The organism is Pseudomonas sp. (assembly GCF_049590575.1).
In the GTDB taxonomy this organism is placed as follows: domain Bacteria; phylum Pseudomonadota; class Gammaproteobacteria; order Pseudomonadales; family Pseudomonadaceae; genus Aquipseudomonas.
In genome coordinates, this window is the sequence record NZ_JBAWDE010000428.1 from 1 (window position 1) to 9,658 (window position 9,658).

At 63.6% G+C, this 9,658-nt stretch carries 12 protein-coding genes; 10 read left to right on the forward strand and 2 right to left on the reverse strand.

Annotation, left to right across the window (positions count from 1 at the left end; all coding sequences use genetic code 11):
• Nucleotides 1-63: 63 nt before the first annotated feature.
• Both WBR57_RS29680 and WBR57_RS29685 read right to left on the reverse strand, forming a co-directional pair.
• Nucleotides 64-393 (reverse strand): EscU/YscU/HrcU family type III secretion system export apparatus switch protein, encoded by a 330-nt coding sequence (locus tag WBR57_RS29680; RefSeq protein ID WP_424089075.1) that lies wholly within the window; start codon nucleotides 391-393, stop codon nucleotides 64-66.
• Entirely contained in the window at nucleotides 390-1,967 is a 1,578-nt protein-coding gene (locus WBR57_RS29685) for a flagellar hook-length control protein FliK (RefSeq protein ID WP_424089077.1), read from the reverse strand. Before WBR57_RS29685 ends, WBR57_RS29680 begins: the two co-directional genes overlap by 4 nt.
• Before the next feature lie 200 nt (nucleotides 1,968-2,167).
• On the opposite strand from WBR57_RS29685, the gene ccmA reads away from it, so the two are divergent.
• The 10 genes from ccmA to WBR57_RS29735 all read left to right on the forward strand — a co-directional run bounded on the left by ccmA (nucleotide 2,168) and on the right by WBR57_RS29735 (nucleotide 9,535).
• Entirely contained in the window at nucleotides 2,168-2,803 is a 636-nt protein-coding gene (gene ccmA / locus WBR57_RS29690; protein ID WP_424089079.1) for a cytochrome c biogenesis heme-transporting ATPase CcmA, read from the forward strand.
• Nucleotides 2,800-3,468: a heme exporter protein CcmB gene (gene ccmB, locus WBR57_RS29695; RefSeq protein WP_424089081.1), complete on the forward strand. Its 669-nt coding sequence runs from the start codon at nucleotides 2,800-2,802 to the stop codon at nucleotides 3,466-3,468. The genes ccmA and ccmB overlap by 4 nt, the downstream gene beginning before the upstream one ends.
• Nucleotides 3,469-3,553: 85 nt before the next feature.
• Nucleotides 3,554-4,309 (forward strand): heme ABC transporter permease, encoded by a 756-nt coding sequence (locus tag WBR57_RS29700; protein WP_424089082.1) that lies wholly within the window; start codon nucleotides 3,554-3,556, stop codon nucleotides 4,307-4,309.
• A complete protein-coding gene (ccmD, locus tag WBR57_RS29705; protein WP_061435869.1) occupies nucleotides 4,306-4,482 on the forward strand; it encodes a heme exporter protein CcmD in 177 nt (58 codons plus the stop codon). Before WBR57_RS29700 ends, ccmD begins: the two co-directional genes overlap by 4 nt.
• On the forward strand, nucleotides 4,479-4,946 hold the full coding sequence (ccmE, locus tag WBR57_RS29710; RefSeq protein ID WP_424089084.1) for a cytochrome c maturation protein CcmE: 468 nt from the start codon (nucleotides 4,479-4,481) through the stop codon (nucleotides 4,944-4,946). The genes ccmD and ccmE overlap by 4 nt, the downstream gene beginning before the upstream one ends.
• A 3-nt stretch (nucleotides 4,947-4,949) precedes the next feature.
• Nucleotides 4,950-6,938 (forward strand): heme lyase CcmF/NrfE family subunit, encoded by a 1,989-nt coding sequence (locus tag WBR57_RS29715; RefSeq protein WP_424089086.1) that lies wholly within the window; start codon nucleotides 4,950-4,952, stop codon nucleotides 6,936-6,938.
• Nucleotides 6,935-7,471 carry a DsbE family thiol:disulfide interchange protein gene (locus tag WBR57_RS29720; RefSeq protein WP_424089088.1) on the forward strand — a complete coding sequence of 179 codons (537 nt, stop codon included), beginning with the start codon at nucleotides 6,935-6,937 and terminating at the stop codon, nucleotides 7,469-7,471. The genes WBR57_RS29715 and WBR57_RS29720 overlap by 4 nt, the downstream gene beginning before the upstream one ends.
• Nucleotides 7,468-7,941: a cytochrome c-type biogenesis protein gene (locus WBR57_RS29725; protein WP_424089090.1), complete on the forward strand. Its 474-nt coding sequence runs from the start codon at nucleotides 7,468-7,470 to the stop codon at nucleotides 7,939-7,941. Before WBR57_RS29720 ends, WBR57_RS29725 begins: the two co-directional genes overlap by 4 nt.
• On the forward strand, nucleotides 7,934-9,124 hold the full coding sequence (gene ccmI / locus WBR57_RS29730) for a c-type cytochrome biogenesis protein CcmI (RefSeq protein ID WP_424089092.1): 1,191 nt from the start codon (nucleotides 7,934-7,936) through the stop codon (nucleotides 9,122-9,124). Before WBR57_RS29725 ends, ccmI begins: the two co-directional genes overlap by 8 nt.
• 15 nt (nucleotides 9,125-9,139) lie before the next feature.
• Nucleotides 9,140-9,535: a hypothetical protein gene (locus WBR57_RS29735; RefSeq protein ID WP_424089094.1), complete on the forward strand. Its 396-nt coding sequence runs from the start codon at nucleotides 9,140-9,142 to the stop codon at nucleotides 9,533-9,535.
• The last annotated feature ends 123 nt before the right edge of the window (nucleotides 9,536-9,658 follow it).

Here is a 9,658-nt window from a genome sequence, read left to right on the forward strand (position 1 = left end):
CTGACACGCCGCATTCGCGAGCAAGCCCGCTGCCTCATTTGATTGGCGTGTATCCGATAAAAATCAGTAATCATCCCCACGCTCAGTCACATCCCGCTCCACTGGCCTGGCATCCGGGTCATACCCCACCGGGAACTTGCCCTTCAGCGTCCAGGCAAACGCAATGATCTCGGCGATGGTGCGGTACAGCTCTTCCGGGATGCTGTCCCCCAGCTCCATCCTCGCCAGCAGCTTCACCAGCTCGGCATTTTCATAGATCGGCACTTCGTTTTCCCGCGCCAATTTCAGGATCGCTTCGGCCAGGGCGTCGTCGCCCTTGGCGGTCAGGGTGGGCGCCTGTTGGCCGTCGTACTTGAGGGCAATCGCCTGGCGCGGTGGGGTGGAATTTTTCATGCGGTTTCGTCCACCCAGCGTTGCTCCAGTCCGGTTTTCGGCCCGCGCGGCGGCGTGCCAAGGTGGCAATCGAGGTCGCCGACGTTGAGGCCTGACGTCACCAGCCGTTCGCGCAGGCTGTCCAGATGGCTTTCGATCAGGCTGGCGGTGAATGGCCGTGTCGCCCACAACTGGCTGGACAGCTTGCCCTGGGACAGCTGCGCCTGGACCTGCAACGGCCCCAGCGGCTCCATGTCAAAGGCCAGTTCGACGCGCCAGAGCATCTGCTTCGGGTCCTTGCGGTCCTTGCGTTCGGGCTGATCCTTGTCCGGCGCCGGTTCTTCGCGCTGGAACTTGACCTGCAGCGGCACGATGTCCTGCAGGGTGCGCATGGGGATTTCCAGCTGCCAGGTGGTTTGCAGGCGGCCGTCGGCGGTGGTGCCGGTCTGTTCCAGGCTCGACAGCTGGTGGCTCTGCAACCGCGAGATCGCCCCGGCGGCCAGGCGCAGCAGGTTTTCCAGGTCGCCTTCGCCTTCCAGCTTCGCCATCAGCCGTTCAGGCAGCGGAAAGCCGGCGGGTGTCTGCTTGGCGCTGACCTGGCCGAGGGTATTGAGCGGGCTGCGCACAAAATTCGGCATCGCCTGGGCCAGGGTGTTGGCGGCGATGATGGCACTCAGGTTGGTGTTGGCGGGCAGGGCGGGCACCAGGTCCGCGACCAGCCGCAGCAAGGCGCCCTTCATATCCAGCGGCGGGACCTGCGGGTTTTGCCCGGCGAGCAATTTGGCTTCCAGAAACGCCCCGCTGTTTTGCACCACTTGCGCCAGCACCTTGGGGTTGCTGACCTGTGCCAGGTCGGGCAGGGCGGCAAGCAGACGGTCGGCCGCCGCGCGCAGGTCGGCGGACGTGCTGTCGCCACGCGGCAGGTTCTGGATCGCGCTGAAGACCGCGTCAAGCGAGCCCTGGCGACTTTGTTGGGTGGCCAGTTGTTGCGTGACCGCTAATTGATCCTTGAGCCCGCTTAACGGCACGAAATTCAGGGTCTGTGGGTTTTGCACTACGGCGCTGAGCAAACTGCCCACGCGCAGGGGTTGCGGGCTTTCCACGGTCAGTGTGGCGCCAGCCAGGGCATTGTTGAGCACGGTCACCAGTGAACGGTAAATCGCCGGTTGCGCCGTGCCCTGCGGCAGCACCTGCGTGGTCAGCACCTTGGCCTGCAACAGCGTGCCCACCGGTATTTGATTGGTATCGATGCGCGTCAAGGCTGCAACATTCGCGCTCAAGGCCTGTTGCAGGCTGAGGGTCAGGTTGCCCGCAGGCGTCTGGCTGACCGCCACGTTGCTGCCCAGTGGCAGGGGCTGGGCGCTACTGGCCTGCACCAGGGTCTGGCGGCCGCCGTCGAGCGTGAGCTTGAGCAGCAACTGAAAGGCTTCACCGCCTTGTTTAAGCGCGATGACTTCTGCATTCGCGGTTTTGCCGGGGTCAATCAGCCCGATCTGCGGCTCGAGCAGTTTCAGCAACGCACCGCTCGCCGGCAGCGGGGCAGGCCCGGCTGCCGGGGCGGGTGCAAGCGTAGGAAGGTTGATCTCACCGGTCATCGCGCGCGTCGTCTCTGGGGAAATTGCCCTCTTTAGAGTAGGGCATCGCATGTATAATGCCGCCCGTCTGCAAAGAGAGCGGTAAAAACCTCACAACTATTTGATCCAGCTCTCTAAAATCGGTCGCCAAAGCCGTTATTGTGCATTTCTCTTTAACGGCCGCTGCACCACCGACTTGAACCGTAAAGGCCCGCGATCTCTTGACCAGCCCTATTCTTGAAGCCGTAGCGCTTGCCTGTGAGCGTGACCTGCGCCTGCTGTTCGAACACCTCGAACTGCGCCTGGCGGGCGGCGACATGGTGCAAATCAGCGGCCCCAACGGCAGCGGCAAGACCAGTTTGCTGCGCCTGCTGGCCGGGTTGATGCAGCCGACGGCCGGTGAAGTGCGACTCAACGGCAAGCCCCTCAACGAACAACGCAGCGAACTGGCGCGCAACTTGATCTGGATCGGCCACGCCGCCGGCATCAAGGACGTGCTCACACCCGAAGAAAACCTCAGCTGGCTCAGCGCCCTGCATCACCCGGCATCCCGCGAGGCGATCTGGCAGGCGCTCGGCGCAGTCGGCCTCAAGGGTTTCGAAGACGTTCCCTGCCACACCCTGTCCGCCGGCCAACAGCGCCGCGTGGCCCTGGCGCGTTTGTACTTGCCCGGCCCGCCGTTGTGGATTCTTGACGAACCCTTCACCGCCCTCGACAAGCAAGGCGTCGCCCAGTTGGAAGAGCACCTGGCCCGGCACTGCGAGCAGGGCGGTTTGATCGTACTGACCACTCACCATACCCTCACGCGCATGCCCGCCGGTTACCGTGAGCTGGACCTGGCGCGGTGGTCGGCATGAGTGTGTTTGCCCTGCTGGTGGCCCGCGAAGCGCGGCTGTTGTGCCGTCGCCCGGCCGAGTTGGCCAACCCGCTGGTATTTTTCGCCATCGTCGTCGCGCTGTTCCCGTTGGCGGTCGGCCCCGAGACTAAACTGTTGCAAACCTTGTCCCCGGGGTTGGTGTGGGTGGCAGCGCTGTTGTCGGTCCTGCTCTCGCTGGACGGGCTGTTTCGCAGCGATTTCGAAGACGGTTCCCTGGAACAGTGGGTCCTTTCGTCGCACCCTTTGCCGCTTCTGGTATTGGCAAAGGTACTGGCACACTGGGCTTTTTCCGGCTTGGCGCTAGTCTTGCTCTCGCCGCTGCTGGCGATGATGCTGGGCTTGCCGGTGGAATGCCTGCCCGTATTGCTGCTGTCCTTGTTGCTCGGTACGCCGGTGCTCAGCCTGTTGGGGGCGGTGGGCGCAGCGTTGACCGTCGGTTTGAAGCGCGGTGGCCTGTTACTGGCCCTGCTGATTCTGCCTTTGTATATCCCGGTGTTGATCCTGGGCAGCGGCGCCTTGCAGGCCGCGCTCATGGGCATGCCGGCGACCGGTTACCTGCTGTGGCTTGGCAGCCTGACCGCCCTGGCGGTAACCCTGACACCCTTTGCTATAGCGGCTGGCCTGAAGATCAGCGTCGGCGAATAATGAGGTCTGACCCAGCGTTATGGCTGAGTCAGTAAAGACCCTGCGTTTCTCGCAACGACGAGAAACAACCGTGATGGAAACAGCAATGAACTGGACCTGGTTTCACAAGCTCGGCTCGCCCAAATGGTTCTACGGCATCAGCGGCAAGCTGCTGCCGTGGTTGAGCGTCGCCGCCGTGTTGCTGATCGGCATCGGCCTGGTCTGGGGCCTGGCCTTCGCGCCGCCCGACTACCAGCAAGGCAACAGCTTTCGCATCATCTATATCCACGTCCCCGCCGCGATGCTGGCCCAGTCCTGCTACGTGATGCTGGCGGTGTGCGGCGTGGTCGGCCTGGTCTGGAAGATGAAACTCGCCGACGTCGCCCTGCAATGTGCGGCGCCCATCGGCGCGTGGATGACCGCCGTGGCGCTGCTCACCGGGGCGATCTGGGGCAAACCCACGTGGGGCTCGTGGTGGGTGTGGGATGCGCGGCTGACGTCGATGCTGATCCTGCTGTTCCTGTACTTCGGCCTGATTGCCCTGGGCAACGCGATCAGCAATCGCGACAGCGCCGCCAAGGCCTGCGCGGTGCTGGCGATTGTCGGCGTGATCAACATTCCGATCATCAAATACTCGGTGGAGTGGTGGAACACCCTGCACCAGGGCGCCACTTTCACCCTGACGGAAAAACCTGCCATGCCGGTGGAAATGTGGGCGCCGCTGTTGCTGATGGTGTTGGGCTTCTACTGCTTCTTCGGCGCCGTGCTGCTGATGCGCATGCGCCTCGAAGTGCTCAAGCGCGAAGCCCGTACCAGTTGGGTCAAGGCCGAAGTGCAAAACAGCCTGGGAGCCCGCGCATGAGTTTTGCTTCTTTCAGCGAGTTTCTCGCCATGGGCCATCACGGCCTGTATGTCTGGACGGCCTATGGCATCTGCCTGGCGGTGCTGGCCCTCAACGTCGCCGCGCCGATCCTGGCCCGCAAGCGTTACCTGCAACAAGAGGCGCGTCGTTTGCGCCGGGAGACCGAAAAGTGAATCCGCTGCGTAGAAAGCGTCTGTTGATCATCCTGGCCATCCTGGCCGGCGTGAGCATTGCCGTGGGCCTGGCGATGAGCGCCCTGCGGGAGAACATCAACCTGTTCTACACCCCGACCCAGATCGCCAACGGCGAGGCACCGGTCGATACGCGGATTCGCGCGGGTGGCATGGTGGAGAAGGGGTCTTTGAAGCGTTCCGGCGATTCGCTGGACGTGACCTTCGTGGTCACCGATTTCAACAAGGCCGTGACCATCACCTACCGCGGCATCCTCCCGGATCTGTTCCGCGAAGGCCAGGGCATCGTCGCCCTGGGCAAACTCAATGCCGACGGCGTAGTCGTCGCCGATGAAGTGCTGGCCAAGCACGACGAAAAATACATGCCGCCCGAGGTCACCAAGGCCTTGAAAGACAGCGGCCAATCCGCGCCTGGCTCAAACGCACAGCCTGCCAAGGAGGGCTAAGCCATGACGTCCGCACTGTTTATTCCGGAGCTGGGCCAGTTGGCGATGATCCTCGCCCTGTGCTTTGCCATCGTGCAGGCCGTGGTGCCGTTGCTCGGCGCGTGGCGCGGCGACCGCCTGTGGATGAGCCTGGCGCAGCCGGCCGCCTGGGGTCAGTTTGCGTTCCTGCTGTTTGCGTTTGGCTGCCTGACGTATGCCTTTATGACCGACGATTTTTCCGTCGCCTACGTGGCCAATAACTCCAACAGCGCCTTGCCGTGGTACTACAAATTCAGCGCCGTGTGGGGCGCCCACGAAGGCTCGCTGCTGCTGTGGGCGTTGATCCTCGGCGGCTGGACCTTCGCCGTGTCGGTGTTCTCGCGCCAGTTGCCGCAAGTGATGCTGGCGCGGGTGCTGGCGGTGATGGGCATGATCAGCATCGGCTTCCTGCTGTTCCTGATCATGACCTCCAACCCGTTCAGCCGCATCCTGCCGCAGATCCCGGCGGACGGGCGCGACCTCAACCCACTGCTGCAGGACATCGGCCTGATCGTGCACCCGCCGATGCTCTACATGGGGTACGTGGGGTTCTCGGTGGCCTTCGCCTTCGCTATCGCCGCTCTGCTCGGCGGGCGCCTGGATGCGGCCTGGGCGCGCTGGTCGCGGCCGTGGACCATCGTGGCCTGGGCCTTTCTCGGTATTGGCATCACGTTGGGCTCGTGGTGGGCCTACTACGAACTCGGCTGGGGCGGCTGGTGGTTCTGGGACCCGGTGGAAAACGCCTCGTTTATGCCCTGGCTGGTCGGCACCGCGTTGATTCACTCGCTGGCCGTCACTGAAAAACGTGGCGTGTTCAAGAGCTGGACCGTGCTGCTGGCCATCGCGGCATTTTCCCTCAGCCTGCTCGGCACGTTCCTTGTGCGTTCGGGCGTACTGACGTCGGTGCATGCGTTTGCCTCCGACCCGGAGCGCGGCGTGTTCATCCTGATCTTCCTGCTGTTTGTGGTCGGCGGCTCGCTGACGTTATTCGCGTTGCGCGCACCCGTGGTCAAGAGCCAGGTCGGCTTCAACCTGTGGTCACGGGAAACCTTGCTGCTGGGCAATAACCTGGTGTTGGTGGTGGCCGCGTCGATGATTCTGCTCGGCACCCTGTACCCGCTGGTGCTGGATGCGTTGAGCGGCGCCAAGCTGTCCGTCGGCCCGCCGTACTTCAACGCGTTGTTTATTCCGTTGATGGGCCTGTTGATGGGGGTGATGGCCATCGGCGTGCTGGTGCGCTGGAAAGACACCCCGGTCAAATGGCTGGCCGGCATGCTGATGCCGGTGCTGCTTGGCAGTGTGGCCTTGGCGGTGATCGCCGGGATCGCTTACGGCGACTTCAACTGGGCGGTGCTCGCGACCTTCCTGCTCGCCGCCTGGGTGTTGCTGGCCGGTGTGCGCGATATCGTCGACAAGACCCGCCATAAAGGCTTGATCAAAGGCCTGCCGACGCTGACCCGCAGCTACTGGGGCATGCAGATCGCCCACATCGGCATTGCCGTGTGCGCCCTCGGCGTGGTGCTGTCCAGCCAGAACAGCGCCGAGCGCGACCTGCGCCTGGCGCCGGGCGAGTCGATGGACCTGGCCGGTTACCACTTTATTTTCGAAGGCGCCAAGCACTTCGAAGGGCCGAATTTCACCTCCGACAAAGGCACCGTGCGTGTAGTGCGCAACGGCAAGGAAATCGCCGTGCTGCACCCGGAAAAACGCCTGTACACCGTGCAGAGTTCGATGATGACCGAAGCCGGGATCGACGCCGGTTTCACCCGCGACCTGTATGTGGCGCTGGGTGAACCGCTGGGCGAGGGCGCCTGGGCAGTGCGTGTGCATGTGAAACCGTTCGTGCGTTGGATCTGGTTCGGCGGGTTGCTCACCGGCTTCGGTGGTTTGCTCGCCGCGCTGGACCGGCGTTATCGGGTCAAGGTCAAGAGCCGGGTGCGTGAAGCGCTCGGCCTGCAAGGAGCGGCGGCATGAAGCGTTGGTTGATGGTGTTACCGCTGGCGGCCTTTCTGGTGATGGCGGTGTTTTTGTATCGCGGCTTGTACCTGGACCCGGCCGAGTTGCCCTCGGCGATGATCGGCAAACCTTTCCCGGCCTTCAGCCTGCCGACGGTGCAGGGCGACAAGACCCTGACCCAGGCCGACCTGCTCGGCAAACCGGCGCTGGTCAATGTGTGGGGCACCTGGTGCATCTCCTGCCGTGTCGAACACCCGGTGCTGAACAAACTGGCCGAGAAGGGCGTGGTGATCTACGGCATCAACTACAAGGACGACAATGCGGCGGCCTTGAAGTGGCTGGCGGAATTCCACAACCCGTATCAGCTGGATATCCGCGATGAAGACGGCAACCTCGGCCTGAACCTCGGCGTGTACGGCGCCCCGGAAACCTTCTTTATCGATGCCAAGGGCGTGATCCGCGACAAATACGTCGGCGTGATCGACGAGGTGGTCTGGCGCGAGCAGTTGGCCGCCAAGTACCAGGCGCTGGTCGACGAGGCCACACCATGAAGCGTCTGTTAGCCGCAGCAATCCTGGCGCTGGGTCTGGTCGGCGTGGCCCACGCCGCCATCGACACCTACGAGTTTGCCAAGGACGCAGACCGCGAGCGTTTCCGCGAACTGACCAAGGAACTGCGTTGCCCCAAGTGCCAGAACCAGGACATCGCCGACTCCAATGCGCCGATCGCCGCCGACCTGCGCAAAGAGATTTTCCGCATGCTGGGGGAGGGCAAGGACAACCAGCAGATCATCGACTTCATGGTCGACCGCTACGGTGACTTCGTGCGTTACAAACCGGCCCTCACCGGCAAGACCGCGCTGCTCTGGTTCGGCCCTGCCGGGCTGTTGCTGACGGGCGTGGTGGTCATGGCCGTGATCGTCCGCCGCCGCCGCGCCGCGCCGACCGATGGCTCCGACGCGCTATCCCCCGAGGAGCGTAAACGCCTCGACCAATTGCTGGACACCAAGACTGATGATTGATTTCTGGCTCGCAGCCGGCTTGCTGCTTCTGATTGCCCTGAGTTTCCTGTTGATCCCTGTGCTACGCGGCCGCCGTGCCCAGCGTGAAGAGGACCGCACCGCACTGAACGTCGCGCTTTACCAGGAGCGCGTGGCCGAGCTGCAAGTGCAGCAGGACGAAGGCGTGCTCAACGCCGCGCAACTCGACACCGGCCGCGCCGAAGCGGCCCGCGAGTTACTGGCCGACACCGAAGGTGTGGAAAAGCCCCGCGAATCGCGCCTGAGCAAGCCGTTGCCAGTGTTGGCGGCATTCCTGGTGCCGGTCCTCGGCGTTGCGCTGTACCTGCATTACGGCGCGAGCGACAAGGTTGAACTGACCCGCGAATTCTCCCAGCCACCGGTGTCCATGGAAGACATGACCCACCGCCTGGAACGCGCCGCCGCCGCCCAGCCGGATTCGCCTGAGGGCCTGTACTTCCTCGGTCGCGCCTACATGGCCCAGGACCGCTCGGCGGATGCCGCCAAGGTCTTCGAACGCACTGTAGCGCTGGCCGGTCGCCAACCCGAACTGCTCGGCCAGTGGGCCCAGGCGCAGTACTTTGCCGACAACAAACAGTGGTCGGCCAAAGTGCAGGCGCTGACCGATGAAGCCCTCAAGCTCGACCCTAAAGAAGTCACCAGCCTTGGCCTGCTGGGTATCGCGGCGTTTGAAGGCCAGCGCTATCAGGAAGCGATTGATTACTGGAACCGCTTGCTGGCCCAGCTGCCCCCGCAAGACAACTCCCGTGCCGCGCTGCAAGGCGGGATCGACCGCGCGGCAGAAAAGCTCAAAGAGAGCGGTGGCAGCGTCGCCCAAACGCCTGAGACTGTTCTGAAAGTGCGCGTGGACTTGTCCACCGAGGTGAAGGCCAAAGCCCTGCCGACCGACACGGTATTCATCTTCGCCCGTGCGGTGAACGGCCCGCCGGCGCCTCTGGCGGCCAAGCGTGTGACCGTCGCCGATTTGCCGATCACCGTTGAGCTCGGCGATGCCGATGCGATGATGCCGCAGTTGAAACTGTCGAACTTCCCCGAAGTCCAACTGGTTGCGCGCATATCCCGGGCAGGTCTTCCAACCGCTGGCGAGTGGATCGGCCGCAGCCAACCGCTGGCCAGCAGCACCACTGCCACGCAGCAGCTGACCATCGACAGTCCGGACACGTAATTCGAGGAAACGCCTATGACCGCTCTTGCACGTATCACCCTGCTCAGCCTGGTATTGGGGCTCAGCGCTTGTGCGGTCCACCGGCCACCTCCGGGGCCAACCGGCCCGACCATCCCACCGTCGGGCCCGTCGACCCAGCCGAGCACCAAACCCTCCGGCCCCGTGACCCCGGCGCCGAAGCCAGTGCCGACCTCGTCACCGACCTTCGCGCCGCCACCGGGTGCCGCCAGCCATTGGGACGGCAAGATGCAGGTGTATGTGCTGGAAGACCAGCCCGACACCTTCTACCGCCAGCGCACCTATTACCGCTGGAGCAACGGCTGGAGCCGCTCGATCAGCCCGAACGGGCCGTGGGAAGACACCAACGTGCAGGGCGTGCCGCCGGGGTTGAGCAAGCAGTACGCGCAATGACAAAAGGCGACCTTCGGGTCGCCTTTTTATTGCCTTGAAATACACCCTCCAGCCCAATGAACCTCTAACTGTGGGAGCGGGCTTGCTCGCGAATGCGGAGTGTCAGTCACAGTGTCTTTGCAT

Bases quoted from the DNA above. Each gene is read 5' to 3' on its own strand.
- WBR57_RS29715 (WP_424089086.1), top strand. From the start codon at position 4,950: ATGACGTCCGCACTGTTTATTCCGGAGCTGGGCCAGTTGGCGATGATC.
- WBR57_RS29685 (WP_424089077.1), bottom strand. From the start codon at position 1,967: ATGACCGGTGAGATCAACCTTCCTACGCTTGCACCCGCCCCGGCAGCC.
- WBR57_RS29700 (WP_424089082.1), top strand. From the start codon at position 3,554: ATGAACTGGACCTGGTTTCACAAGCTCGGCTCGCCCAAATGGTTCTAC.
- WBR57_RS29680 (WP_424089075.1), bottom strand. From the start codon at position 393: ATGAAAAATTCCACCCCACCGCGCCAGGCGATTGCCCTCAAGTACGAC.
- ccmB (WP_424089081.1), top strand. From the start codon at position 2,800: ATGAGTGTGTTTGCCCTGCTGGTGGCCCGCGAAGCGCGGCTGTTGTGC.
- WBR57_RS29720 (WP_424089088.1), top strand. From the start codon at position 6,935: ATGAAGCGTTGGTTGATGGTGTTACCGCTGGCGGCCTTTCTGGTGATG.
- ccmD (WP_061435869.1), top strand. From the start codon at position 4,306: ATGAGTTTTGCTTCTTTCAGCGAGTTTCTCGCCATGGGCCATCACGGC.
- WBR57_RS29725 (WP_424089090.1), top strand. From the start codon at position 7,468: ATGAAGCGTCTGTTAGCCGCAGCAATCCTGGCGCTGGGTCTGGTCGGC.
- ccmI (WP_424089092.1), top strand. From the start codon at position 7,934: ATGATTGATTTCTGGCTCGCAGCCGGCTTGCTGCTTCTGATTGCCCTG.
- WBR57_RS29735 (WP_424089094.1), top strand. From the start codon at position 9,140: ATGACCGCTCTTGCACGTATCACCCTGCTCAGCCTGGTATTGGGGCTC.